At 70.7% G+C, this 26367-nt stretch carries 19 protein-coding genes; 9 read left to right on the top strand and 10 right to left on the bottom strand.

What is annotated here, in order from left to right; translation table 11 throughout:
• Positions 1 to 49: 49 nt before the first annotated feature.
• Together Aco03nite_RS20600 and Aco03nite_RS20595 are read right to left on the bottom strand one after the other, a co-directional pair.
• Positions 50 to 2917, bottom strand: a complete 2868-nt coding sequence (locus Aco03nite_RS20600) for a glycoside hydrolase family 3 protein (protein WP_239145307.1) — start codon at positions 2915 to 2917, stop codon at positions 50 to 52.
• 518 nt (positions 2918 to 3435) lie between these two features.
• Positions 3436 to 4599 carry an ROK family transcriptional regulator gene (locus tag Aco03nite_RS20595; protein WP_203796999.1) on the bottom strand — a complete coding sequence of 388 codons (1164 nt, stop codon included), beginning with the start codon at positions 4597 to 4599 and terminating at the stop codon, positions 3436 to 3438.
• Positions 4600 to 4746: 147 nt separating this feature from the next.
• Between Aco03nite_RS20595 and Aco03nite_RS20590 the strand changes: the two genes are divergently transcribed.
• Genes Aco03nite_RS20590 through Aco03nite_RS20580 form a run of 3 tightly spaced genes read left to right on the top strand, consistent with a single transcriptional unit; the run spans position 4747 to position 8356 of the window.
• On the top strand, positions 4747 to 6405 hold the full coding sequence (locus Aco03nite_RS20590) for an extracellular solute-binding protein (protein ID WP_203796998.1): 1659 nt from the start codon (positions 4747 to 4749) through the stop codon (positions 6403 to 6405).
• Complete coding sequence (locus tag Aco03nite_RS20585) at positions 6402 to 7400, top strand: ABC transporter permease (RefSeq protein ID WP_203796997.1); 999 nt, start codon at positions 6402 to 6404, stop codon at positions 7398 to 7400. Before Aco03nite_RS20590 ends, Aco03nite_RS20585 begins: the two co-directional genes overlap by 4 nt.
• Positions 7397 to 8356, top strand: a complete 960-nt coding sequence (locus tag Aco03nite_RS20580; protein ID WP_203796996.1) for a carbohydrate ABC transporter permease — start codon at positions 7397 to 7399, stop codon at positions 8354 to 8356. The genes Aco03nite_RS20585 and Aco03nite_RS20580 overlap by 4 nt, the downstream gene beginning before the upstream one ends.
• 44 nt (positions 8357 to 8400) lie before the next feature.
• On the opposite strand, the gene Aco03nite_RS20575 is transcribed toward Aco03nite_RS20580, so the two are convergent.
• Entirely contained in the window at positions 8401 to 10539 is a 2139-nt protein-coding gene (locus Aco03nite_RS20575) for a glycosyl hydrolase family 95 catalytic domain-containing protein (protein ID WP_203796995.1), read from the bottom strand.
• 49 nt (positions 10540 to 10588) lie between these two features.
• On the opposite strand from Aco03nite_RS20575, the gene Aco03nite_RS20570 reads away from it, so the two are divergent.
• The gene (locus Aco03nite_RS20570) at positions 10589 to 12556 is read left to right on the top strand and encodes a beta-galactosidase (protein ID WP_203796994.1); all 1968 of its coding nucleotides are present in this window, start codon (positions 10589 to 10591) and stop codon (positions 12554 to 12556) included.
• On the opposite strand, the gene ftrA is transcribed toward Aco03nite_RS20570, so the two are convergent.
• The gene (gene ftrA, locus Aco03nite_RS20565; RefSeq protein WP_203796993.1) at positions 12553 to 13503 is read right to left on the bottom strand and encodes a transcriptional regulator FtrA; all 951 of its coding nucleotides are present in this window, start codon (positions 13501 to 13503) and stop codon (positions 12553 to 12555) included. The two genes, Aco03nite_RS20570 and ftrA, sit on opposite strands and share 4 nt — an antisense overlap.
• Before the next feature lie 71 nt (positions 13504 to 13574).
• Here ftrA and Aco03nite_RS20560 point away from each other — a divergent pair, with 71 nt between their 5' ends.
• Positions 13575 to 13997, top strand: a complete 423-nt coding sequence (locus Aco03nite_RS20560; protein WP_203796992.1) for a rhodanese-like domain-containing protein — start codon at positions 13575 to 13577, stop codon at positions 13995 to 13997.
• Here the strand turns inward: Aco03nite_RS20560 and Aco03nite_RS20555 are convergent, their stop codons facing one another.
• The gene (locus Aco03nite_RS20555; RefSeq protein WP_203796991.1) at positions 13998 to 15239 is read right to left on the bottom strand and encodes a D-arabinono-1,4-lactone oxidase; all 1242 of its coding nucleotides are present in this window, start codon (positions 15237 to 15239) and stop codon (positions 13998 to 14000) included.
• Positions 15240 to 15341: 102 nt separating this feature from the next.
• Here Aco03nite_RS20555 and Aco03nite_RS20550 point away from each other — a divergent pair, with 102 nt between their 5' ends.
• The 3 genes from Aco03nite_RS20550 (at position 15342) to Aco03nite_RS20540 (ending at position 18521) form a co-directional block, all read left to right on the top strand.
• Positions 15342 to 16211 carry a response regulator gene (locus tag Aco03nite_RS20550; RefSeq protein ID WP_203796990.1) on the top strand — a complete coding sequence of 290 codons (870 nt, stop codon included), beginning with the start codon at positions 15342 to 15344 and terminating at the stop codon, positions 16209 to 16211.
• A gap of 267 nt (positions 16212 to 16478) precedes the next feature.
• Positions 16479 to 17384 carry an MHYT domain-containing protein gene (locus Aco03nite_RS20545; RefSeq protein WP_203796989.1) on the top strand — a complete coding sequence of 302 codons (906 nt, stop codon included), beginning with the start codon at positions 16479 to 16481 and terminating at the stop codon, positions 17382 to 17384.
• Between the two features lie 108 nt (positions 17385 to 17492).
• Positions 17493 to 18521 carry a 3-oxoacyl-ACP synthase III family protein gene (locus Aco03nite_RS20540; protein ID WP_307837652.1) on the top strand — a complete coding sequence of 343 codons (1029 nt, stop codon included), beginning with the start codon at positions 17493 to 17495 and terminating at the stop codon, positions 18519 to 18521.
• Between the two features lie 39 nt (positions 18522 to 18560).
• Here the strand turns inward: Aco03nite_RS20540 and Aco03nite_RS20535 are convergent, their stop codons facing one another.
• The 5 genes from Aco03nite_RS20535 to Aco03nite_RS20515 all read right to left on the bottom strand — a co-directional run bounded on the left by Aco03nite_RS20535 (position 18561) and on the right by Aco03nite_RS20515 (position 25294).
• Positions 18561 to 18905: a PRC-barrel domain-containing protein gene (locus Aco03nite_RS20535; RefSeq protein WP_203796987.1), complete on the bottom strand. Its 345-nt coding sequence runs from the start codon at positions 18903 to 18905 to the stop codon at positions 18561 to 18563.
• Between the two features lie 778 nt (positions 18906 to 19683).
• Positions 19684 to 22290 (bottom strand): lipopolysaccharide biosynthesis protein, encoded by a 2607-nt coding sequence (locus Aco03nite_RS20530; RefSeq protein ID WP_203796986.1) that lies wholly within the window; start codon positions 22288 to 22290, stop codon positions 19684 to 19686.
• Between the two features lie 235 nt (positions 22291 to 22525).
• Positions 22526 to 23608, bottom strand: a complete 1083-nt coding sequence (locus tag Aco03nite_RS20525) for a magnesium and cobalt transport protein CorA (RefSeq protein ID WP_203796985.1) — start codon at positions 23606 to 23608, stop codon at positions 22526 to 22528.
• 22 nt (positions 23609 to 23630) lie between these two features.
• Entirely contained in the window at positions 23631 to 24368 is a 738-nt protein-coding gene (locus Aco03nite_RS20520; RefSeq protein ID WP_203796984.1) for an ABC transporter permease, read from the bottom strand.
• The gene (locus Aco03nite_RS20515) at positions 24365 to 25294 is read right to left on the bottom strand and encodes an ABC transporter ATP-binding protein (protein WP_203796983.1); all 930 of its coding nucleotides are present in this window, start codon (positions 25292 to 25294) and stop codon (positions 24365 to 24367) included. The genes Aco03nite_RS20520 and Aco03nite_RS20515 overlap by 4 nt, the downstream gene beginning before the upstream one ends.
• A 61-nt stretch (positions 25295 to 25355) precedes the next feature.
• Here Aco03nite_RS20515 and Aco03nite_RS20510 point away from each other — a divergent pair, with 61 nt between their 5' ends.
• Positions 25356 to 26360, top strand: a complete 1005-nt coding sequence (locus Aco03nite_RS20510; protein ID WP_203796982.1) for a helix-turn-helix transcriptional regulator — start codon at positions 25356 to 25358, stop codon at positions 26358 to 26360.
• Positions 26361 to 26367: the final 7 nt, after the last annotated feature.

Here is a 26367-nt window from a genome sequence, read left to right as displayed (position 1 = left end):
ACCCGACCACGCTCGCGAACGCCGGCGCCTGCCCGGGAGAACTCATCGGTCAATCATCGAACGTCAGGGCGGTCGCGGTCACGCCGCCCTGCTCGAAGAGCACGAACAGGTCGTGCACCCCGGACACCGGGGACACCGGCGCCGACACCTGGACCGGTTCGGCGCCGACCACGGCCGGCAGGCTGGCCAGAACCGGCCCGGAGATCGGGTCGTCCAGGCGCAGCACCACCTCGCCCAGCTCCTCGGCGGCGGCCAGTTGGGCCCGGACAGTCGTGACACCCTGGCCGAAATCAATCCCGTCGAAGACCGCCCAGGCGCCCGGGTGCCCGCTGCGCAGCGCCTCGCCGCGGTTCTCGGCGACCGCCACCGGGACGGTTCCCGCGTACCCGTCGTTGTCGATCAGCCGGAGCGGGGACCGCGGCGACCGGGCCGGGATCCGCTCACCCGCCACCCGCAGCGTCCCGGTCAGCCGCCAGTCGGTCGCGGACCGGCCCACCGCGATCGTGTGCACCGCCTCCTCGACCACCCAGCGCGACCGGGTGACGTCCCAGAAGGCCAGCTCAGCGGCGGGGAGCAGGAATTCCACGGTGGACCGTTCGCCGGGCCCGAGGGCGAGCCGCCGGTAACCGCGCAGGCGCCGCAGCGGCTGCTTGACCCGGGACCGCTGCTGCCGGGTGTAGAACTGCGCCACCTCCACGCCGGCCCGGTCGCCGGTGTTGACCACGTCGGCCGTGACCGTCACCTCGCCGTCCGGGCCGATCTCCGCCGCGCTGACCCGCAGGTTCTCGTAACGGAACCCGGTATACGACAGCCCGTGACCGAAAGGGAACAGTGGGGTGCCGCGGTAGTAGAGGTAGGTGGCGTCGGTCGCGATGATGTCGTAGTCGAGCAGGTCCGGCAGGTCCCCGGCGTCCGAGTACCAGGTCTGGGTCAGCCGGCCGGCCGGATCCACCGGCGTCCCGGCCCGGTCGCTCCCGAACAGCACGTCGGCGACGGCCGTCCCGTGCTCCTGGCCACCGTGCGACGACCAGAGCAGAGCCGGCAGACGGTCCGCCGCCCAGCCCACCGCGTACGGGTAGCTGCTCGCCAGCGCCAGCACGGTCCGCGGGTTCGCGGCGTGCACCGCCCGCATCAGGTCGTCCTGGGTGCCCGGCAGGGCCAGATCCCGGCGGTCCGCGGTCTCCCGGCCGGCCACCAGCGGATGGTTGCCCAGGGCCAGCACCACCACGTCCGCGGTCGCCGCCACCTCGGCGGCCGCCGCCACCCCGTCGACCAGCAGATCCACCGTGAACACGGTCGCCGCGGCGGCCTCGGTGGCGGCCGTCCGGACCTGACCGTCCGGGCCGGCCAGCAGATAACGGCCGCTCTGCACGTGCCGGAGCACCAGCCCGTCGTCCACCGGCTCGAACCTGAGGGTCTCGCGGACCTCCCAGCCGTTCGGGCCCGGCCGGTCGTTGACCAGCAGATGGTCGTCGGCGCCCAGGCCGTCGGCGCCGACGAACCGGCCGTTCGCCACGGCGCGCAGGGAGAACATCTCCTCGCCCCAGTCCAGGACGTCGAACAGCACGTGCGGCGAGTTGCGGTGCGAGTCGGGCACCTCGCCGCGCACCCGGAGCGGGCCGCCCTCGTCACCGGCCGCCGCGGTCAGCAGACCACCGGCACAGCGCAGCGCGATCCGGTCGGTGCCCTCGTGGAACACCACGTTCGCCGCACCGATCCGGTCGGCGAGTGCGCCCCGCACGGTCCGGCGGTACGGGGGAGTGCCGCTGTACCAGTCGTCGAACGTGGTGTCGCCCAGTGGCCCGATCACCGCGATCCGGGCGCCCGCCGACGGGTCGAGCGGCAGGATCCCGTCGTTGCCGAGCAGCACCACCGAGGCACGGGCCGCCTCCCGGGCCAGCGCCCGATGCTCCGGGGAGTCGATCACCTCCGGGCCGGTGCCACGGTACGGGTCGTCCTCGGGGCTGAACTCGCCCAGGCGTACCCGTACCGAAAGAATGTGTTGAACGGCCTTGTCCACGTCGGACTCGGTGATCAGACCGCGGTCCAGCGCCACCCGGAACGACTCCTCGGACAGCGGCCCCGGCTCGGTCACACAGTCGATGCCGGCCCGCAGCGCGGCGGCGAACCCGGCCGGATGATCCTCGGAGATCCGCTGGTCACCGGCGAGGTTCTGCACCGCGTAGGCGTCACCGACGACCATCACGTCGTCCTCGGCCCAGCCACGCAGCACCTCGTCGATCAGCGGGCTCAAGTGGGTCGGCCGGCCGTTGATCAGGTTGTACGACGCCATCACGGCGACCGCCACACCCGCGGCCAGGGCCGGGCGGAAAGCCGGCAGCTCGTACTCGTGCAGCACCCGGGGCGGCATGTTGCTCGAGGTCAGACAGCGATCGGTCTCGTTGTTGTAGCCGAGGAAGTGCTTGAGCGTCGGCGCGGTCCGCAGCCGGCGCGGATCGTCACCGGCCAGCCCACCGGAGTACGCCGTGCTCAGCACCCCGGTCAGCCACGGGTCCTCGGAGTAGCCCTCCTCGTTGCGGCCCCAGCGCGGGTCGCGGAGCAGGTTCACCACCGGGGCCCAGACGTTCAGGCCGACGTTCTCCGGGTCGCGGTGGTGCATCGCCCGGACCTCGGTGCCGACCGCGGTGCCGACCCGGCGCAACAGGTCCGGATCCCAGCTGGAGGCGAGGCCCACCGCCTGGGGGAAAGCGGTTGCCGTGCCCAGCCAGGCGACCCCGTGCAGAGCTTCGGTTCCGGTACGGAACGACGCCACGCCCCACCGGGGTACGGCGGCCTGGTGCTGGTGCAGGAGGGCGATCTTCTCCGCCAGATCGAGCCGGCCCAGGAGGTCGGACACCCGCGCGGCGAGCTTCTGGTGCGGGTCGCGAAAGACGATGCGAGAGGGGGAATCGGTCACAACGTGTTCCTTCGGGCCGAGCGGCGTTGTCGAAGCGCTTCGACAACGCCGCGGGAGAAGCCTCCGCGAGTGGTTTCGCGAATGTTTCGGACGGAGTTCCCTGAGGCTCGCACCACAGTTACGCCTCGGTCAAGGCGCAAGCAGCATGTTCCGTCATCGATTGTTACCAGCCGCGCCGCAACCGCCCGCCCGTCGCGGGGCAGCACGCCGGGTGGCGCGGGGCACGGCGCGGCGGCCGGTTGCGGCGCGGCACCGGCGGTGCGGAGCGTGGTGCGGGGCAGCACGGCGGGTGGCGCGGGGCACGGCGCGGCGGCCGGTTGCGGCGGGGTGTCGGGCCGTGCGGGGTGCGGTTGCGGCGGGGTGTCGGGCCGTGCTCGCACTGATGCCGCCCACCACACGAGCGGCGGGCGGCCGCGGCCGGGGTGTCGGGCGACGCGGAGGTCCAGCGCGGAGGTCCGGTGCGGAGGTGCGGCGTGCAGGGGCGGCGCGGAGGGGCGGAGGGGCGGAGTGGCGGATGGTCAGGGGAGGGTGCCGGTGTCGATGCGGTCCAGGTGGGTGACGGCTCCGCCCAGGGCCGCCGCGTGCAGGCCCAGCGCCGAGGCGGCCAGGTGCGTGGAGGTCAGGGTGTGCCGGGACAGTTCGGCGGAGGCGGCCGGGATCAGCCACTCGGCCAGCGCCGCGTAGTGATCGCCGAGGATGATCGCGGACGGGTTGACCAGGTTCGCCACCAGGGCCAGCCCCTGCCCCAGGTGGGTGCCGGTGTCGCGCAGCGCGTCGAGGGCGCCGCTGTCGCCGGCGCGGGCCAGGATCGCCACCTGCTCGACGGCGGGCGCCAGGTCGGTCAGTGACGCCGGGTCGTAACCGGGCAGGGCGCGCCGGACCAGCGGCTCGATCCCGGCCAGGTCGGCGAGGGTGGGTGACCCGGCCGGCCCGAGGGCGAACCGTCCGATCTGCCCGGTGAAGCCGCGGGATCCGTGCAGCAGCCGGCCGTCGACGACGATGCCCGCCTCGATGCCGGCGGCGCCCGTCACATAGGTGAGGTCGGCCCCGGGGTGCCCGCCGTGCCGCAGCTCGGCGACGGCGGCGAGCCCGGCGTGGTTGGCGACCGCCACCTCCAGCCCGGGCTGCCGCAGCGAGCCGCTGAGCTGCCCGCGCAGGTCGACGTCGGACCAGCCGAGCGGCGGTGACAGCCGGACGGTGCCGCTCTCCTCGACCAGGCCGGGGACGGCGACGGTGACGCCGAGAACCTGCCGGCCCTGCTGCCGGACCCGGGTGGCGGCCCGCTGGGCGAGGGCGGTGATCGCGCTGACGCCGCGGCCCGACGAGAACGCCCCGGTGCTGAAGGCCCGGTGCCACAGCAGCATCTGGTCGCCGGCGAAGTCGACGGCCAGGGCGGTGAGCCGGTCAGCGGCGACCTGGAGGCCGATCGCCGCGTAGGCGGATCCGTCCAGGGCGAGCGCGGTGCCGGGGCGCCCGATGCGGTTGCCGGTGTGGCCGGTCTCGCGCAGCAGCCGCTGCTCGATCAGGGTGCCGGTGAGGCTGGAGACGGTGGCCTTGTTGAGCCCGGTCGACGCGGCGATCGCGGCCCGTGAGCTGGGCCCCTCGGCGCGCAGATGGTGCAGGACCACGGACAGGTTCGTAGCGCGCACATCGGTGAAGTCGGCCGGTCGGGTGTTCTTCACATCGAGTCCTTGGTCATGACGTTCCACGGGGATGGGTGCGCTCCCAATTGGTTCTTGTCGGGTTGTCACCGCGTCGGTTAGCTTGTCTTCGATGTACTTAGTTTAGACGCTAACCAAACTAAACCCATAACGGAAGGGTGGTGCGCCGTGGGCGCGTCAACGAGCAGGCGGAACTTCCTGGGGCTGGTGGGCCTCGGCGCCGCCACGATGGCGAGCGGCGGCGCGCTCGCGGGGTGCAGCAAGGAGCCGGCTTCCCGGGGCGGGGCGACCAACGCCCAGCAGGCCGCCGGTCTTCTCCCGCAGTTCAAGGACTCCACCCTGGTCCCGCCGGACATCAAGGGTGTCCGGCCGATGGCCGACGGCTACACGAAGTACCCGACGTCGCTCGCCGACGCGATCACCGAGAAGGCGGCCCCCAGCGGCAAGCCGATCACCGCGAGCACCCCGTGGTGGGGCCCGGCCCCGCCGACCGCGAACAAGCTGGTCGAAGCGGTCAACGCGGACATGGGCGCGACGATCAACTTCAGCATCCAGGACGGCAACACCTACGGCGACAAGCTGAACACGATGCTCGGCGCCCGGGACGTACCGGATCTGACCTGTATCCCGGGTTGGGAGATCGCCAAGCTGGCCCGGTTCTCCGAGGCGGTGCCCGCCCTGTTCGAGGACCTGGGGCCGTTCCTGACCGGGGACAAGGTCAACGCGTACCCGATGCTGGCCGGCCTGGACACCGCTGCCTGGCAGGACTCGGTGTGGGGCGGCAAGCTGATGGGCGTCCCGTTCCCGACGGACGCGCCCTACCCGTCGGTGCTGTTCTACCGCAAGGACGTCGCCGACGAGCGGGGCATCGCGGCGCCGACCACCCTGGACGAGCTGTACGACTTCGGCAAGAAGTTCACCAACGCCGGCAAGGGCGAGTGGGCGTTCGGTGACATCTGGCTGGAGGTGCAGCAGATCTGCGGCGCCGGCGGCTCGGAGAACGGCTGGCTCAAGCAGGCCGACGGCAAGGTCGTGCACCGGATGGAGCTGCCGGAGTACAAGCAGGCCATCGAGTTCATGGCCCGGCTCTATGCGGAGAAGCTGATCCACCCGGACATCGCCAGCGGTGACGGCGGTGACGTGACGACGCTGTTCAAGGGCGGCAAGATCTTCATGTACGCCACCGGCGGCGGTTCCTGGAAGGAGACCTGGCGCCCGGCCGTACAGATCAATCCGAAGTTCAACATGCAGGCCGTGAAGGTCTTCGGCTCGGAGAAGGGCAAGAACCCGGTCCGCTGGCGCACCCGGCCCGGCATCCTGTGGACCTTCATCAAGAAGGGCCAGGGCGCGGAGCGCGTGCAGGAGCTGCTGCGGGTGCTCAACTACACCGCGGCGCCGTTCGGCACCAAGGAGTGGGAGCTGCAGCAGTTCGGGATCGAGGGCACCCACTTCAAGCGGGACGCCTCCGGTGCCCCGGTCACCAACGACCTGTGGGTGAAGGAGTTCGCCAACCAGTTCATCTTCCTCGGCGGCCGCCCGCCGGTGGTGGTCGGCGGACCGGACATCCCGACGTACGCGGCCGACTTCGTGAACTGGGGCAACGACGCGGCGCAGTACCTGGAGACGAACCCCTGGGACGGCATCAAGGTCGAGACCCCCAGCCAGCAGGCGGCTCTCGCGACTCCCACCGAGGACAAGATCACCGACATCCTGCGCGGCCGGGCGCCGGTCAGCAGCTTCGACAAGGTTCTCGCTGACTGGCGGGCCGGTGGTGGCGACGCGGGCCGCGACTTCTACGCCAAGGTCCTGGCTGACAACGGACGATGAGCGCCCCACCGATCGCTCCGGTTTCCCCACCGAAGGCGAAGACGACACCGAAGACGAAAAGGCAGCAGCTGTCCATCGGGCAGCGGCTGCGGCGGGACTGGCCGCTGCTGCTCATGTGCGTACCGGCGATGCTGTTGTTGCTGGTGTTCCACTACGTCCCGGCGCTCGGCAACGTGATCGCGTTCCAAGATTACAACCCGTTCGTCGGCGACGATCCGCTCGAGGCGTTCCTCTACAGCGAGTGGATCGGATTCGGGAACTTCGAGTACCTGTTCAAGAACCCGGCGTTCTGGGACTCGGTGCTCACCACGCTGTCGATCACCGCGTTCCAGCTGGTGTTCTACTTCCCGATCCCGATCCTGCTGGCGATCCTGCTGAACAGCATCATGTCGCCGAAGATCCGGACGCTGGTGCAGGCCGTCGTCTACCTGCCGCACTTCTTCAGCTGGGTGCTGGTGGTGTCGCTGTTCCAGATGATGCTCGGCGGGGCGGGACTGCTCTCCCAGACGTTGCGGCAGGCCGGGTACACGCCCCCGGAGATCATGACGAACCCGGACACCTTCATCTTCCTGGTCACCTCGGAGGCGGTCTGGAAGGACGCCGGCTGGGGCATGATCGTCTTCCTGGCGGCGCTGGCGGCGATCGACCCCGCGCTGTACGAGGCGTCCGCCGCGGACGGGGCCGGCCGGTGGCGCCGGATGTGGCACATCACCCTGCCCGGACTGCGATCGGTGATCATCCTGCTGCTGATCCTGCGGCTCGGTGACGCGCTGAACGTCGGCTTCGAGCAGTTCGTGCTGCAGCGCGAGATGGTCGGCCGGGAGGCGGCCGAGGTGCTCGACACCTACGTCTACTACCAGGGCATCGCCGTCCAGCAGTGGGGTGTCGGCGCCGCCGCGGGCCTGTTCAAGGCCGTGATCGGCATCCTGTTGATCGTGGGCGCGAACAAGCTGGCACACCGGTTCGGCGAGCAAGGGATCTATTCGAAGTCATGAGCGCAGACACCGTGAAACTCGTGAGCGCGGACACCGCGATCCGTCCCCGCCGCAAGAATGCCGGACCGGCCTGGGAGGAACCGCCGACCCTGCTCGGCCAGTTCGGCAAGGGCACGATCCTCACCCTGGTGGTGGCGGTCGTGATCGTCCCGCTCTGGGTGGTCGTGGTCACCAGCCTCTCGTCCGAGAAGACGATCAACGAGGCCGGTGGCTACGTCTTCCTGCCGCGCGAGTTCAACCCGTCCGCCTACGTGGTGATCTTCTCGGGCGGGCAGATCACCGACGCGATCCTGGTCAGCACGATCGTCACGCTCGCCGGCACGGCGATCAGCCTGGTCGTCACGGTGCTCGCCGCGTACGGCCTGTCCCGTCCCGGCACCCTCGGGCACCGGCCGATCCTGTTCTACTTCCTGCTCACGTTCCTGATCTACCCCGGCATGATCCCGAGCTATCTGGTGGTCACCGGGCTGGGCCTGAAGGACAACCTGCTCGCGTTGATCCTGCCGACCGCGATCAGCGCGTTCAACCTGGTGGTGCTGCGGGCGTTCTTCATGAACATCCCCGGCGAGCTGTACGACAGCGCCCGGATGGACGGTGCCGGCGAGTTCCGGATCCTGTGGCGGATCGTGCTGCCGCTGTCGAAAGCGGTCACCGCGGTGGTCGGCCTGTTCTACGCGGTCGGGTACTGGAACGCGTTCTTCAACGCGATCCTCTACATCGACCGCAACGACCTGCAGCCGGTCCAGCGGGTGCTCCAGCAGTTCATCCTGGCCGGCCAGACCCCGTCCACGTCCGGCGCCGCGGTGGCGATCCCCGGCCTGGGCTCGGCCGTCCCGCCCAGCCTGGCGATCAAGATGGCCGTAGTGGTGGTGACGATCGTCCCCGCCCTGATCATCTACCCGTTCGTGCAGCGCCACTTCACCAAGGGCGTGATCATCGGAGCCGTCAAGGGCTGAGGATCGTCCGGGCCGGCGCGGGGCAGGCGCCGGCCCGGATCCACCTACCGGGCCCGGTCGACGGTGACCGGAACTCCGGCGGCCAGCCGCAGGGTCGCCGAGCCGCCGGGGAACGAGAGTTCCACGGTGCGGTCCACCGCGGACGTCAGCACCGCTGTCACCGACGACGGGGTCCAGGTCAGATCGACGGTCACCGGGCCCCGGGCGATCAGTCCGCGGACCCGGCCGGACGGCCAGGCCGACGGCAGCGCGGGCAGCAGCTCGATCCGGGCGACACCGTCGGTCCGCACGTCCCGGCTGTGCAGCAGCATCGCCACCACCAGGGCCGGATAACCACCGGCCAGGTCCACGTTGAACATGTGGTCCCGGTTGTGGGTGGGGACCATGTTCGGGCGCCAGTAGGCCTCACCGATCCGGGTCAGCGCCGCGTACGCCTCCTCGGCCAGCCCCAGATGGGCCGCTGCCACACCGAGCAGTGCCAGCCCGTACCCCATCTCGTCGGACGCCTCGGACAGCCACCACCGCAACCGGGCCCGCACCGCCCGTACCGCAGCCGCTCTGAGGGCTTGATCTTCGTCGAACGCCGGGTCGCCGCCGTAGTAGAACGGGTAGAGGTGGCTGCAGTGCCGATGCTCGTGGTTGTCGGGGAAACGCCCGTCGATCCATTCGGCCAGCTCACCGGCGTCGTTGATCCGGTAGGCCGGCAGCGCGGCCAGCAGCGCCCGCCAGCGGACCGCGTCCGGGTCGTCGATCCCCAGCTCCGCGGTGATCGTCAGCAGGCCGCGGAGCAGGGCGCCGACCGCCTGCACGTCCAGGGTGGCGTCCACACATGCCTGATCACCGTCCTGGCCGGGGTCGTTCTCGGGGGAGTAGGACGGGCTGAACCGGGCCCGCCCGTCGTGGATCTCGGCGAACCCGAGGTGGAACGCGGCGGCCTCGCGCAGGAACGGCAGCGCCCGGTCCGCCAGGAACTCCCGGTCGCCGGTGTGCTGCCAGTGCTCCAGGTAGAGGCGGGCCAGCCAGGCGGCGCCGGTGGTCCACATGGTGAGGCACCAGACCGGGCCGAAGTGGTTCGCCCGGCCGTGGGTGCCCAGGTGCGCGGGGATGAACAGGCCGGGCAGTCCGTAGAGGCGGCGCGCGTTCTCCCGGTAGTCGCCGAGTTGGCGGTCGAGCAGGTCGAACAGCGGCGGCATCAGCTCCGGGGTGCCGGTGGTGTGCACGGCGAGCAGGGCGGCCTGCAGGTTGCCGTCGATGGTCCAGCCGCTGCGCCACGGCGGTGACCAGGTGCCGCTCCAGACGCCCTGCAGGGTGGGCGGGGTGGCGCCGGTGCTGCTGATGATCGCGTACCGGCCGGCGTCGAACAGGGTCTGCGCCCGATGCCCGCCGAGGTCCAGTTCGGACCGTTCGTACAGGTCGCGGTGCACGGCGGCGTGCTCTTTCAGCAGTTCGTCGAAGTCTTCGGTGGGCAGGGCGGCCAGGGCGGTGGCGGGCGTGCGCGTTCCGGTCGCGGTCCGGGCCACGATCAACACCGATTGCGCGGTACGCCGGACCCGCACCGCCACGGTCCAGCCGTCCAGTGCTCCCGTCCACAGTTCCCCCGGGAATGTGCCGGTGAGCACCAGGTCGTCGCCGAGCCGGTCGACGGTGTGCCGGACCGGTTTCTCCGGCTCGCCGTCGATCGGATCGATGCCGACCACCCCGTCGGTGCCGGTGATCCGGATGACGAGCGCGTCGGCGACCCGGGACACGAACGCGTCGACGGTCACCCCGTCCCACGTCTGGCGGACCACGCCGGTGGCGAAGTCGGTGCCGCGTTGATAACCGGAGCCGGGTGACGCCGGGGTGAAAGTCAGCGTTCCCGCGCCGATCAGCGGATCGATCCAGCGTGTTTCCCGGTACCCGGAATGCTCGTGAACCGCGATGTCGCACACCGCGCGGGCCGCGTCGCGGAACCGGTCGGTGGCCAGCAGCCCCCGCAGCCGGGGCAGGGCCGGGGCGGTGTGCGGTGCGGGCAGTGGTTCGGTGACCGGCTGGAAGAGATCCTCGTGCGCGAGGGTGAAACGCAGCACGGTGGGTGATCCGTGGCAGAGCGCGCCCTGCCGGCCGTTTCCACTGATCAGGGCGTGTTCCCAGTCCTCGGCGCTGGTCGAGTCACGGAACGATGGATTGACGGGGCTCTGCACGGTCAATACTTTGTTTAGAGACCAAACTAAATGTCAAGGGTGGGTACAGATGATCTTCTTCGGCGGGGACCACAACCCGGAGCAGTGGCCGGAGGAGGTCCTGGACGAGGATGTCACGCTGATGCGTCAGGCGAACGTGACGATCGCCACGGTCGGTGTCTTCTCCTGGTCGAATCTGCAGCCCGAGCCGGGCCGCTTCGAGTTCGCCTGGCTGGACCGGGTGCTCGACCGGCTGCACGAGGGCGGCATCCGGGTCGCCCTGGCCACCCCGACCGCGTCGCCGCCGCCCTGGTTCACCCTGGCCCACCCGGAGGCGATGCCGGTCACCGCCGACGGGGTGCGGCTCAGCCACGGCAGCCGGGACACTTACTGCGTGTCGGCCCCCGCCTACCGCGCCGCCGCCCGGACCATCGCCGGCAAGCTGGCCGAGCGGTACGCCCACCATCCGGCGCTGGCGATGTGGCACGTGCACAACGAGTACGGCACCGACTGCCGCTGCGACTTCACCGCCGCCGCCTTCCGGAGCTGGCTGCAGAAGAAACACGGCGAGCTGGACGCGCTGAACGAGGCCTGGACCACGGCGTTCTGGAGCCAGCGCTACTCGGACTGGGCGCAGATCCTGCCGCCCCGCGCCACCCAGTACCTGCCGAACCCGGCGCACGTGCTGGACTTCCGCCGGTTCCTCTCCGACGAGCTGCTCGGTGGTTACGTCGAGCAGCGTGACCTGCTGCGCGAGGCCAACCCGGCGGTGCCGGTCACCACCAACTTCGTGCAGGGCGGCTGGGTCAGCGTCGACCACGCGCGCTGGGCCTCCGAAGTGGACCTGGTGGCCGTCGACCACTACCCGGCGACCTCCGGGTACGACGCCGAGGTGGAGACCGCGTTCGGCGGTGACCTGGCCCGCGGCTGGGGCGACGGATCGTGGCTGCTGATGGAGACCGCGCCGAACCTGGTCTACACACCCGGCCGGATGCACGCCAAGGAACCCGGCCAGCTGACCCGCAACAGCCTGTCCTACCTGGCCCGGGGCTCCCGCGGGGCGATGTACTTCCAGTGGCGGCAGCCGCGCGGCGGGGCCGAGATGTTCCACTCGGCGCTGGTGCCGCACGCCGGCCCGGACAGCCCGGTCTTCCGGGAGGCGATCGGGCTCGGCCGCACCCTGAAAACGCTCGGCCGGCAGGAGCTCGGTGCGAACACGGCGCAGGTCGCGATCGCCTGGGACGCGCCGTCGTGGTGGGCGCTGCAGGGCGGCGGGCTGCCGTCGAAGGAGATCGATTACGCCGGGGCGGTGCAGCAGGCGCACCGGGCGCTGTACCGGTCCGGCGTCGCGACCGACTTCGTCTTCCCCGGGACGGACGACTTCGCGGCGCGGCTCCGATCGTACAAAATAGTGATTCTTCCGCATCTTTATCTCGTCTCCGACCAGGCCGCGGCCGCCCTGCGGGAATTTGTCGCCGCCGGAGGCCACCTGGTGGTGGACCATCTCAGCGGCATCGCCGAACCGGACGGGCGGATCCGTCTCGGCGGCTATCCCGGCGCGTTCCGCGACGTCCTCGGGGTACGCGTGGTCGAGTGGCGGCCGCTGGCCGGCGGCGAGTCGATCGCCCTCGACAACGGCGACCGCGGACTGCGGTGGAGCGAACGGGTCGAGACGGCCGGAGCGGAGACCCTGGTCAGGTACGCCGGCGACGTGCTGGCCGGCGCTCCCGCGATCACCCACAACCGCCTCGGTCTCGGCGCCGCCTGGTACCTCTCGCCGGGACTGGACGACGACGCGCTGCGCCGCCTGCTGGACCAGGTGGCCGCCGAGGCGGGTGTGATGCCGGTGCTGCCCGGCCTGCCACCGAAGGTCGAGGCGGTCCGCCGGGGCGACCTGCTCTTCCTGTTCAACCACGGCGACGTCCCCGGCCAGGTCCCGCTGCCGGCCCCCGCCCACGACGCGACAACGGGCCGCCCGGTCCCGGCGTCGGTGACGGTGCAGCCCGGCGGCTCGACGATCCTGACCTTCCGGACCTAGGCGGTCTGGAACGCCCGGCGGTACGCGGAGGGGGAGGTCCGCATCGTCTGGGTGAAGTGGTGGCGGAACGTCACCGCGGTCTCGAAGCCGACAGTCGTCGCCACCTCCTCGATCGGGGTGCGGGTCGTCTCCAGCAGGGGCAGGCTCGCCTGCACCCGCTTGTCGATTAGCCAGCGGATCGGGCTGGTGCCGGTCGCGCGCTGGAAATGACGTAGGTACGTGCGGGACGACATGTGCGCCTGCCTCGCCAGCAGCGCCACCGTGATCGGTGCCGCCAGATTGCCGAGGGCCCAGTCCATGCTGCGGGCCACCCGGGCGTCCTCCGGATCCCCGGTCACCGGCGCCTCGACGAACTGGGCCTGACCGCCGTCGCGGTGTGGCTGGACCACCAGGCGGCGGGCCACCGTGTTGGCGACCGTCGGGCCGTGGTCACGGCGGATCACGTGCAGGCACAGGTCCAGGCCGGCGGCGCTGCCCGCGCTGGTCAGCACGTCACCGTGGTCGATGTAGAGCACGTCGGCGTCCACCTCGACGGCGGGGAAACGGCGGCGCAGGACGTCCGCGTACCGCCAGTGGGTGGTGGCCCGGCGGCCGTCCAGCAGGCCGGCCCCGGCCAGGGCGAAAGCCCCCGAACAGATCGACATGACCCGGGCGCCACGAGCGTGCGCCGACCGCAGGGTGGCGGCCAGCGCGGGGGACGTCTCCCGGCGCACGTCCGGGACGCCGGGGACGATCAGCGTGTCCGCGGCGGCGAAGACGTCCAGGCCCCGGTCGGTGTGCAGGCTGGCGCCGCCGACCAGCCGGACCGGGCCGGGGGTCTCGGCGCAGATGGTCAGCTCGTACCAGGGGAAGTCGAACTCGGGTCTCGGCAGTCCGAACACCTCGGTGACGATGCCGGTCTCGAAGACGGACATGCCGTCGTACGCCAGGACCGCGACACTACGCATGGCGGGATCTTAGCGGCCGGTGTCCTGCGCGCCACTGGGGATTCGGGTCGGGCGGCGGCACGATCAGGGGCATGACCAGCGCGATCGAGCACTTCAGTAACCGGCTCCGCTTCGAGACCGACGTGAGCGACGTCCAGCAGGCCCTGGCGGCCGGCACCCCGGGCCATCTGGTGATCGACTCCCGGAGCATCGAGGCCTGGGACCAGGGGCACCTGCCGGGCGCCGTCCACCTGCCCACCCGGGAGATCGCCGGGCGGGCCGCCGCACTGGTCCCGGCCGGCAGCGCGGTGGTCACCTACTGCTGGGGGCCGGGGTGCAACGGGGCGACCCGGGCCGCGCTGGAGTTCGCCCGGCTCGGCTACCAGGTCAAAGAGATGATCGGCGGGTACGAGTACTGGGTGCGCGAAGGATTCCCGGTGCAGTGCGCGACCGGCCTCGTCAGCCGCCCGGTCGACGACCTGACCGCCCCGGCCGGCGCGCACTGCGGCTGCTGATCACGCCCCGAGCAGGGACTCCAGCCACGCGTTACGGAACTTCCCGGCCGGGTCGAACCGGGCGACCAGCTCGGCGAAGTCACCGAACCGGGGGTAGGCGGCCCGCAGCCCGGCCGGATCGGTGGTGAAGACCTTGCCCCAGTGCGGCCGGGCGCCCAGCGGGGCCAGCGCCGCCTCCAGCTCGGCCACCACCGGCAGCACGGCCCCGGTGTCGGCGATCCAGGTGAAGTGCAGGGCCAGACTGTCGCGCTCGTGGTTCGGGCTCAGCCACAGGTCGTCGGCGGCGATCGTCCGGATCTCGCAGACCTGCAGCACCGCCGACACCCGCTCGCGCAGCCCGGCGACCGCGGCCAGCGCCGCCCGCCCGGCCGTCCGCGGCACATGCCACTCGGACTGCAGCTCCTCGCCGCTGCTCGGGGTGAACTCCATCCGGAAATGCGGCAGCCGCTCCTGCCACGGGCCGGGCACCCCGCCCTGCTCGGTGCAGTTCAGCGCGGGCATGCCGGGCACCGGGTGGCGCGGTCCGTCGGCCGGGGTGGCGCCGAACAGGTCACCGGTCAGCGGCTCGGCCCGTTTCAGCCAGACCTGGTCGATGCCGGTGCCGGTCCAGCGGGTGAACAGGCTGACGCTGTAACCGGACGCCAGGATCTCGTCCAGGTGCTCGTCGAGGGCTTCGGCGGGGAGGTTCTCGTAGACGTACTGCCGCAGCTCGAACGCCTCGACCACGTCGAGCGTCAGCGCGGTGATCACCCCGAGCGCGCCGAGATGGACCACCGCACCGGCGAACTCCGGGTCGGCGCGGGTCAGCACGGCGAGCGTCCCGTCGGCGCGGACTATCTCCAGCCCGGAGACCGCGGTCGCCAGGTTGCCGTGCCGGACGCCGGAACCGTGGGTGGCGGTGGCGACCGCACCGGCCACCGAGATGTGCGGCAGCGACGCCATGTTGTGCACGGCCAGCCCCTCGGCGGCGAGCCGGGTGGCCAGCTCGCCGTAGCGGATGCCGCCGTCGGTGCGGACCGTGGCCCGGCCGGGACCGATCTCGACCGTGCGCGGCAGACCGGCCAGGGAGATCAGGTCGCCGTCGGTGTCGGCGAGACGGTTGAAGGAGTGTCCGCTTCCGAGCACCCGGGCCCGGGTGGTGCCGGCCAGTGTCTCCCGCAGCTCGTCGACACTTCCCGGCCGGTGCAGCCGTTGTGCTCCGAAGACGATGTTCCCGGCCCAGTTGGTCAGACGCTCCCGCATGGGCCAACCCTACGTCGACCGTGAATCTCGAGGTATTCCCTGTTCATCGCCGGGGTTCCGGCCGATGGGGTTATCGTCGGGCCGAGCGAGGGAGAACACCATATGGCGTCGATCGTGGTCGCGGAGGATGACAGTGACATCGCTTCGCTGCTCTCCACCGTCCTGAGCAACGCCGGTCACACCGTGCGGACCGCGGACTCGGGCCAGGGCGCCCTGGACATGATCTCCGAAGAGGGTCCGGATCTGGTCATCCTCGACCACCACATGCCCGGCCTGAGCGGGCTGGACGTGGCCGGCCGGCTGCGCGGCGCCCCGGCCACCGCCGGAATTCCGGTGATCATGCTGTCCGCCGCGACACCCGCCGCCGCCCGCGGGCTGTGCGACATGACGATCTCCAAGCCGGTACGCCCGAAACACGTGCTCGACGCCGCCAACGAACTGCTGGCGTCCCGCATCGACGGGGCGATCGACCACCACCAGGACCCGGCCGGCCAGCTCGTCGACGTGGGCCGGCTGCTCGCCGTCTCCGACTACCTGACCCGGCCGGCCCACGCCGAGGCGCTGGACGCCTTCGCCGAGCGGCTCTCCGAACTGACCGGGGTGCCGTCGGCCGCGATCACGCTGGTGCTCAACGACAGCGTGGTGGTCGCCGGATCGCACGGCATGCCCCGGTGGGTCCGCGAGGCCGGCGGCGTGCCCGTCGAATGGTCACCGGACACCATCGTGGTGGCCGAGGACGTCCCGGTGCTGATCGGCGACAGCACCACCGACGAGGAGTACGCCACCTCACCGCTGTTCTCGGTCAGCGGAGTCCGCTCGTACGCCAGCGTGCCGCTCAACTCGGCCGAGGGGCACGTGGTCGGAACGTTGTGTGTGATGGACTTCAAGCCGGGTACCTGCACCGAGGACACCGTCCAGATCCTGCATTCGCAGCGGGCCCAGGCATTGGTACTTCTCGCTCGAGCGGGCTGATCCGTGCTTTTCTTCCGCTTTCCCAAACATTACGGATAGTTACCTCAGTCGGCACTGTTGTCCTGGTGATCACTGTGCAATGATCTGTGCCCGTGTGTCGCGATAGGTGCGGGCAGAGCCCTACGGCGTCATCTTCGGCGTGATCTGAATCGAGACCTGATGCTCGTTTCCCGGTAAGGAAACGTGCGTCACAATCAGTCACGCCCATGGCAGTGGTACGGCCGCATTCAGCCCCGCGGAATCGCGAAACGAGAGGAACAGCGCGAGATGGCGCAGATCCATCACTTCGAATACGGTGCCCTGACCCCCACGGTCAGTTACATCCTCTCTGTACTCGGATCCCTACTCGGCCTCACCAGCGCTGTGCGTCTCCGGTCATCGAAGACCCGTGGCGAGCGCTTCTGGTGGCTCACCCTGGCCGCGGTCGCCATCGGCGCCACGGCGATCTGGAGCATGCACTTCGTCGCCATGCTCGGCTTCGACGTCGAGGGCACCCCGATCCGGTACGACATCGGCCTGACCGTGGCGAGCGCACTCATCGCCCTGGTCTCGGTCGGCGTCGGTCTCGCGATCGCGCTGCTCGGCCGGACCGCCTCCAAGGGCCGCATCCTGATCGGCGGCGTGCTGGCCGGTCTGGGCGTCGCCGCGATGCACTACTGCGGCATGGCCGCGATGGAACTGCGCGGCGAGATCCACTACGCCGGCCGTGAGGTCGGGCTCTCCATCGCGATCGCCGTGATCGCGGCCACCGTCGCGCTCTACCTCGCGATCACCGTCACCAAGCCGATCGCGATCTTCATCTCCGCCCTGGTGATGGGCATCGCGGTCAACGGCATGCACTTCACCGGCATGCTCGCCATGTCGGTGACCGGTGAACCCAACACCTTCGGCTCGGTCGAGGGCGCCACCGCCGCCGGTCTGCTCGTGCCGGTCGGCGCCGCGGTCGTCTTCGCGATCATCGGCATGGGGTACGCCCTGGTGTCCGCGCCCACCGAGGAGGACCGGGAGGCCATCGCCTACCTCGCGCAGCGCATGGAGGACCGGCTGGCGAACCCGCAGCCGCCCGTCCAGCAGGCCCAGTTCGGTGGTCCGCCGGCGAGTCAGCAGCCCCAGGGACGGGCCGGCCGGTCCACCCTCGGCGACGCTTCGTGGACGTACCGCGACCGCTCGTAATGGGCTGATTTCCCAGGTCAGCCGGTTGTCCGGCTTTTATGACCGAACCGTCAGCTGTTCGATCCCCACGTCTCCGCCCCGCATGGCTAGGGTTTGCAGGGCGGAGACGTGAACGGTTTACGGAACACGGCAGTACCTGGGGGGATCGGCGTGGCGGTAGGAATTCTCGGAACTGGCTCCTATCTCCCCGAGCAGGTGGTGACCAATGTGGATCTACGGTCCCTGGTCCCGGACGCCGACCCGGAATGGGTGTCCCGCAAGACCCTGATCGAGGCGCGCCGCTTCGCGGCCCCCGACGAGGCCACCTCCGACCTGGCCGCCAAGGCCGCCTCGGCGGCGCTGGAGCGGGCCGGGCTCACGGCCGGCGAGATCGACTTCATCATCGTCTCCACCTCCACCGGTGACTCACCGCAGCCGCCGACGTCGAACCTGGTGCAGAACCTGATCGGCGCCACCGGCGCGGCCTGCTTCGACGTCAACGCGGTCTGCGCGGGCTGGGTCTTCGCCCTCAGCGTGGCGAACGGCCTGATCCAGACCAACCCGGACGCCAAGGTCCTGGTGATCGCGTCGGACATCTACTCGCGGATCCTCGACTTCGGCGACCGGCGCACCTCGGTGCTCTTCGGTGACGGAGCCGGCGCCGCGGTGGTCGGCCGGGTGCCGGACGGTTTCGGGATCATCGACCTCGACCTGTCCTCGCGCGGCGAGGCCAACGGCCTGATCTACGTCAAGGGTGGCGGCAGCCGGCTGCCCGCCTCACCGCAGACGGTCGCCGACGGTGACCACTACTTCCGGATGGACGGCCGGGGCGTCCGGGACTTCGTGTCGACCGCGGTCCCGCCGGCCCTGGACGCGCTGCTGCGCCGCAACGAGCTGAAGGCCGAGGACGTCGACCACTTCGTCCCGCACCAGGCCAACGGCATCATGCTGCAGGAACTGGTCGAGTCGGCGGGCTTCCAGAACGCGCACACCCACCTCACGCTGCCGTGGTACGGCAACGTGGGCAGCGCCTCGCTCCCGGTCACCCTGGACGACGCCAACCGCAACGGTTCGCTGCGTGACGGTGAGCTGGTGCTGCTCGCCGGGTTCGGTGGCGGCATGTCGATGGGCGCCTGCCTGCTGCGCTGGGGTCACTGACCCCTTCTTCGGCTGGACCGGGCCACTCCCAGGCCCGACCTATTTCGGCTGGATCAGCCACTCCCAGGCGCGACGGAGGCCCGTCGAGCGGCCCTCAGCCGACTCGGCGGGCTCTTTCTCACTCGGGGTGGCGAGCCGCTCGGCCGGCTCGGCAACGATCACCCCGTGCTCGAACAGACCGTCGACCTGGTCGGAGCCCGCGTAGCGGTGCCCGTCCGCGGTCTTGATCAGCAGGCCGTGGAAGAGATTGGTGTGCTCGTCGGAGAGCACGTGGTCCACCGTGCCCACGGTCGTGCCGGAGCGGTCGTAGACGGCGGTGCCGTCCGCCAGGACCAGGTAGGAGACCGGGGTTCCGAGATCCTCGGGTGCCGTGTTCTGCGTCATGGGGAGTCTTTTACCCGGTCCCGGGCTATTCAGCCGGACATACCAACATCATCTTTTCGGCGGGTTCGAACTAAACATTCGGTTGGTATTACCTTTTTCACTCCGAAACGCCGGATAAAGGCCCAGTATTCGCGTTAAATCCACATAGTGTCCGATTCGTAGGTCCGACTGATGTGTCGGGTGGACTCGGCTTCTGGAGGAATTCAGGCGCCGTAGAACCGGCCCGGGTGGGCGGAGCGGTCCGGGCGGTCCCGGACTCGGCAGCCCGGGTGGCCCGGACCACGGCGGCCCCGGCGCCCCGGGGCACGGTGGTCCGGGCCGGAGCCGGGAGTTCGCGGACGCGACCGGCTCGGGACAGGGCGGCCCTGGCCGGCACATCCCCGGTGCCGGTCAGGGTGCGTTCCCGGCGCCGGCGTTCCTGGCGTCTGGCGGTGAGCGTTCCAGGTGTCAGCCAGGGCGTGCTCCCTCGGGGAAGGCCTGGGCGGCGCACCCCGGTCCTTCATGAGCTTCGGCCAGGGCATGTTCCCCCGGAAAGCCCGTCGTCCGGCAGGAAGCCCTCGTCCGACCTGGTGAATGCCGGTTTTATCCGGAATGCGAAAACCGCCCGCCGACCACAATGGGTCGCGGGCGGTTGTGCTGGGCGCCTGGCCGGACCCGTGACCCGGCCAGGCGCTCGAACAACGGTGACGGCCAGGCGTTCGAACGGCGGTGGCGGATCCCGGGAGAGCCGGGCTCCGCCACACCGGCCCTCAGGTCCGGTGTGGCAGAGCCCGCGGGGCTACGGCCGGACCTGGCGGTACGCCATGATCAGGCCGGCCGGGTCGCTGCAGACCAGGTCCAGCGCCCGGGCGATGACGGCCGGGTCGTAGGTGGTGGCGTGGAACGTCGCCTCCAGGTGCAGCACGCCGTTCATCTCACTGGTGGTCAGCGTGATGCCCTCCGGCCCGTTGAGCGTCGGCACGCTCTGGTTGACCCGTCCGGCCGGCTGGACCGCCCACGGCAGGTCACCGAGCATGTCGTGCCGGCCCTGGTTGCTGAACGTGAGGCGGGGCTGCGGCGCGACGCTGACCTCGCCCGGGTACGGGTCCGGCAGGCCGGGCGCCCCGGTGAGCATGATCTTGCCTTCGCGCAGCAGCATCATCGTCAGGATCCGGCCGGTGGCCAGTTCGGCCTTCAGCGTCCGGTGGATCGCGACCGGGTCGGTGAGGCTCGGCGGGGTCAGGAACGGGCCCATGCAGAAGTTGCTGTCGATGCTGATGCCCTTGCCCAGATACCGGCGGGCGTCAGCGAGGAACGTACCGCCGCGAAGGTCGGGTTTGAGACCGAGTTCGATCAGCGCCGAGGTGAACGCGGCGAAGGTGATCGCCGACGTGGTGACCCCGGGGGCGTGCTGGTCGCGCCAGGTCCGCATGTCGCCCAGCACCTGGCCGGAGCGGGCGGTGACCACGGTCAGATTCGCCTGCCACGGGCGCGCCTGGGTCTCCTCGATGTGCGGCGGACGGGCGAAGCTCAGCCCCTCCTTCCACCGGCCGGGCTTGAACCCGAACTGCTTCCACCAAGCCACCGGCAGTGCCATCTTGTGCCGCTCGGACGGCTGGATCCGGGCCGCGCGCCCCTCGGCCGCCGCCTGGACCAGCTCGTGCACCAGTGTGTTCACCGGGCCGGCGTCGCCGTAGGCGTGCGACACCTTGAGCGCGAAGTAGCCGCCGCCGACGAGGATCCGCAGCGGGTGGTGGCCGCGTTCCTCGGACTGCAGGTGCCTGGTCATCGCGTCGAAGTCCACCGGCCCGTGACCGATGTCGGTCACCGCCTCCTGCACGTAGGCGTGGAACGACGCGGCGTCCATGTGCTGCCAGGCGGAACCGGACCGGTCCAGCCGGGACACCGCCCGGTGGGTGGGGTCGGCGGCGTGCAGGCCGATCAGCGCGTTGCGCACCCGCGTGGCGTCGACACCGGCGAGCGGTCCGACGGTGCGGATGTACTCCAGCGGCAGCCACGCGCGCTCGCGCAAGGTCAGGCTGGTGGTGGACATGACGGTGACTCCCTCTGCTACCGCGGAACTGTCGACGACGGGGGCGAAGACGACCTTCAGCACGATCGGCGCGATCAGCACCGTCTCGACGGCCATGACCACGGCCACCGCGGTGCACAGGTCGTTCAGGTCGCCGTTGGTGCCGGCCCACCAGGCGGCCCCCAGCTCGGCCAGGCCGGCGAAGACCGAGAAGATCCCGGCGCCGCGCAACTTGCCCTGCACCCGGGAGATCGCCAGGAAGAAGTGGTGGAAGACGAACGGCACGTAGGTCAGGGCGAGGATGGCCAGCGCCTCGCCCGCCGTCTTCGCGTAGTTCGCGCCGAACAGGCCCATGATCGGCTCGGCCAGGAAGTACACCACCAGCGACGCCGGGAAGCCGGCGCCCAGGCAGACCGCCAGGCCGACCCGGACCTTGCTGCGCAGGGCGCTCTTGTCACCGGCGGTCACCGCGAACAGCGTGATCGCGAAGTTGCCCGGCACCATCGCCATGAACGACAGCACCATGAACGCGGTGTAGAACGCCGCGTTCGCCTCCTCCGAGATGGTCGCGACGACGATCAGCGGCAGGGTGACCCGGGGCAGGTAGGTGGCCAGGTTGAGCAGGTTGTGGTCGAACGCGGCCCGGCCGCGCCCGCGCATCAGAGCGGGACGGGGGCGCAGCGAGTCGATCATGCCGCGCCGGCGCAGCGTCCGGAACAGGATCGCGGTCGACGTGACGATGCCGGCCACCCAGGTGAGCAGGATGAGCGACCCGGTCATCGCCAGACCCGGGATGACCGCCACGACACCCAGCAGGACCAGCTTGATCAGCGAGAACCAGGCGTTGCGCATCAGCTGCAGCGGGCCCTGGAGCAGGCCGACCATGGCCTCGTCGAGGACCAGCGTCATCGCGGTCAGCGCGATGCCGGCCACCAGCAGGACCGTGCCGGGGGCGCCGCCGAGGGCGTCCCGCAGGCTGGGGATCCAGAGGTGCGCGAGCAGCACGTAGACCAGGCCGCCGGCGGTCGCCACGGTGCCCGCGGTGAGCAGACAGGTGGAGATCAGGTCCCATTTGCCGCGGGCGATGGTGGGCAGCTCGGCGATCAGCATGGTGCCCATGCCGAACATGCCGATGGTGCCGATCAGGGTCATCGCGGACACCGCCGCCGAGGCCTGGCCGACGGAGGCCTGTGGGGCCAGGTGGGCCGCGACCCACCAGTAGGCGAAACCGAACGCGGACGTGATGAGGGTGGTCCCCATCAGAGAGCCGGCGTTCAGGAAGAGATCGACGTGGCCCTTGAGAGCCGAGAAGATGCCGCTTCCGCCCGACGGCTCCGGTCCGGTCCGCTGCGGTGCGGCGTGGGTTGCCGTCACTCTGATTTCCCCCCAAAGGTCGGCGCAGTCTGAAAACCTAGTAACTCGCCGTGTTCATGGGCTAGGGCGGGACGCCCGAGCTTCAGCGACCTTCCGGCGTGACAACCAGCCGTACCGGTGATTGACAGACCCTTTAGGGCGACTGAGCACACCATATAGGGGGTCTTCGACGTGTGTGAAAACCCTGGGGAAGCCCCGTGAAGTTAGTCACGGTTACTTTCTGTGACTGTGACGGTCACAGCCATCCGGCCTTCTTCAGGCGCAGATAGACACCGCCGCCGAGCACCGTCATCGCCACCATCGAACCGGCGAACCCGTACGGCGAATCCAGCCCCGGCAGGTGCTCGAAGTTCATCCCGAAGACCCCGGCGATCACCGTCGGCACCGCGGCGATCGCGGCCCACGAGGCGATCTTGCGCATGTCGTGGTTCTGATCCACCGAGATCTGCGCGAGCCGGGCCTGCAGGATCGAGTTCAGCAGGTCGTCGAAGCTCGCCACCCGGTCCACCGCGCGCGCCTGCCGGCCCCGCACGTCCAGCAGGTACGGCCGCAGCCCGTCCGGCAGGTCACCCGACTCCAGCAGTCGCGCCAGCGGCTCGGCCAGCGGCAGCACCGCCCGCTTGAACTCCACCATCTCCCGTTTCAGCTGGTAGATGTGCGCGAACTCGGAGGTGCGCACCTCGGCGAAGGTCTCCTCCTCGATCCGTTCCAGGTCACGTTCGACGTGCTCGGCCACGTCCAGGTAGCTGTCCACCATCCGGCTGCCGACCGCGTACGCCACCGCCCACGGCCCCTGCCGCAGCACCTCCGGGCGGCTCTGCAGCTCGTTGCGCACCGCCCACAGCGGCCCCACCGGCCCGTGCCGCACGGTGATCGCGAACCACGGGCCGATCAGCACCGTGATGTCGCCGGTCTCCACCACCTCGGAGGTGGCGGTCAGCCGGTCGTGCTCGACGTACCGCGCGGTCCGCAGCACCAGCCGGGTCACCTCGCCGAGAGTCTCCACGCCGGGCCGGTGGCCACCCGAGACCGCCTGCTCGACCAGCAGATCGTGCAGGCCGAACACCTCGGCCACCGGCCGCATCGTGGCCGGGTCGGGCTCGTGCAGGCCGAGCCAGACGAACGCGCCCCGGCGGCGGCGGGCCAGCCGGGCCGCTTCCGGGAACGACAGCCGCGCGGACCCGCCGTGCCGCACCCCGCCGCTGTAGACGGCGCAGTCGACGATCGCGTCCGGGTTGCCGGAGCGCGGGGAGGGCACGTGCGCGGACGGCCGGATCAGAGTGCCGACCAGCTTCTTGATTGCCACACGACCGAACACGTGAAGAAGGTAGCGGGCCCGGTCAGTCGGAGCGCCGCATGGCCCGGACTCCGACGGCGAGTCCGAGACCACACACCACGACCGCCGCGACGAGACCCTCCAGGGTGCTGCGGGCCAGCACGTCGCCGCTGAAGAGCGCGCGCTCGGCGCTGACCACGTACGTCATCGGATTGATCTTGGAAAGGGTCTGCAGCCAGCCGGGACCGTTCTCGATCGGGAGCAGCACCCCGGCCAGCAGCAGCAACGGGAAGAGCAGGGTCTGCTGCACGGTCCAGAACAGCCACTCCTTGTTCTTCGAGGCGAGAGCCAGCGTGTACGACAGCGCGCCCAGCCCCACACAGAAACCGGCCAGGATGAGCAACCCGAGCAGCGCCCCGCCGAGATGCGGCTCGAAACCGAACGGCACACACACCGCCACGATCAGCGCGGCCTGCGCGAACATCGGCACGATCTCCTTGAGCGCCCGCCCGATCAGCAGGGCCGGCCGGCGCAGCGGGGTGACGAGCATCCGCTCGTGCGAGCCGGTCTGGATCTCGAAGAGCAGGTTGGAACCCGTCATCGACGAGCCGAAGAGGCAGGACATCACGATGATTCCCGGTACGAACCACTGCAGCGAACCGTCCCCGGGCAGCAACGGCGCGAACAGCCCGAGGAAGAACAGCGGCTGCACCATCGAGAAGATCACCGAGAACGGATCCCGCAGGACCGGCCGCAGTTCCCGGCTGAAGACGACGCGGGTGTCGGTGACGAGCGACGTCATGATCGGGCCTCCACGAGTTCGGCCGCGCCACCTTCGCGCAGGCTGGTTCCGGTCAGGGTGAGGAAGACGTCGTCCAGGGTGGGCCGGACGACCTCGATCGAGATCGGGCCGAGCACGGCCGACCGGGCGGCGATCCGGGGCCCGTCCTCGCCGGTGATCCGTACCTCGGCGCCGTGCCGGGTGCCACCGGTCTCCCGGGCCGCCTCGATTGCCGCGGACTCGGACGCGAACCCGAGGATCACCCGGTCACCGACGTGCACGGCCTTGAGCCGCCGCGGGGTGTCGTCGGCGACGATCCGGCCGTGGTCGATCACCACCACCCGCTCGGCCATCGAGTCGGCCTCGTCCAGGTAGTGCGTGGTCAGCACGATCGTGGTGCCGTGCTCGGCACGCAGCCGCACGATGTGCTCCTGCAGGTTGGCCCGGTTCTGCGGATCCAGGCCGGTGGACGGCTCGTCGAGGAAGAGCAGCTCCGGCGCGTGGATCAGGCCCATCGCGATGTCCAGACGGCGGCGCTGCCCGCCGGAGAGGGTGGAGACGGTCCGGTCGGCGACCTCGCCCAGCCCCAGCGAGTCGATCAGCTCCCCGGCACGGGCCCGGGCGGCCCGGACCCCCATCCCGTACGCCCGGCCCTGGCTGATCAGTTCGTCCCGGCCGCGCTGGCTGTGCCCGGCGCCGTTGCCCTGCCCGATGTAGCCGATCCGCAGCCGCACCTCCCGCTGCTGCCGCACCACGTCGAACCCGGCGACCGTGGCGCTGCCCGAGGTCGGCGGGATCAGGGTGGTGAGCATCCGCAGCGTGGTCGACTTCCCCGCGCCGTTCGGCCCGAGCAGCGCGACCAGCTCACCCCGCGCCACCGTGAGATCCAAGCCGTCGACCGCGCGTACGTCCTTGAACCGCTTCGTCAGCTCTCGCGTCTGAATCATGTCTCGAGGCTAGGGTTCGTTGCGGCCATTTCCTGACCGCAATCGGGAGGACGCTCAAGTCATGGCGAACACGAGCGCACGGATGCTGCGGTTGCTCTCCCTGCTGCAGACACACCGCTACTGGCCGGGCTCCGAGCTGGCCGGCCGCCTCGACGTCAGCCCGCGGACCCTGCGCCGCGACGTCGACCGGCTGCGTGAGCTGGGCTATCCGGTGGACGCGTCGCGGGGCGTGGCCGGCGGGTACCAGCTGCAGGCCGGCGCCGCGATGCCGCCGCTGCTGCTCGACGACGAGGAGGCGGTGGCGATCGCGGTCGGGCTGCGCAGTGCCGCGGCCGGTGCGGTCGCCGGGTTCGAGGAGACCTCGGTGCGGGCCCTCGCCAAGGTGATCCAGCTGCTGCCGCCCCGGCTGCGCCGCCGCATCGACGCACTTCAGGCGGTCACCGCACCGGGCGTCCTCGGCGGCGGCCCGGCCCTCGACGCGCTCACCCTGACCAGCCTGGCGATGGCCTGCCGGGCCGAGGAGCGGCTGCGCTTCGACTACACACCCCGGGACGGCGAGACCGCCCGCCGGCACGTCGAGCCGCACCGGCTCGTCTCCCTGGGCCGCCGGTGGTACCTGGTGGCCTGGGACCTGGAACGCGGCGACTGGCGCAGCTTCCGCCTCGACCGGCTGACCGCTCCGGCGCCGACCGGGGCACGGTTCCGGCCACGGGACCTGCCCGGCGGCGACCCGGTGCGGTGGTTGCGGTCCAGGATGCGGACCATTCCCCAGCGGTACGAGGTGTCGGTCCTGCTCCGGACCGATGTGGACACCGTGCGGACGACCGTCGGGAACTGGGGCGCGGTGGAGGCGACCCCGGAGGGCTGCCGCCTGCGGATGAACGTCGACGACCTGGGCTGGCCGGTGATGGCGCTCGGAGTGCTCGACGTCCCCTTCACCGTGGAATCGCCCGACGAGCTGCGGGACCGGGTGCGGCACACCGGGGAGTCGCTGCTGCGCAATTCTGGACGGATCGGCGCCCCCGTGGCGCCGATCCGCAAACAGGAACCTATCGAGGGGGTATGACAAAAAC

The organism is Actinoplanes couchii, from assembly GCF_016862075.1.
Classification (GTDB): Bacteria; Actinomycetota; Actinomycetes; order Mycobacteriales; family Micromonosporaceae; genus Actinoplanes; species Actinoplanes couchii.
The sequence above is the reverse complement of the archived record's forward strand: the minus strand, read 5'-3'. Positions and strand labels throughout refer to the sequence as shown.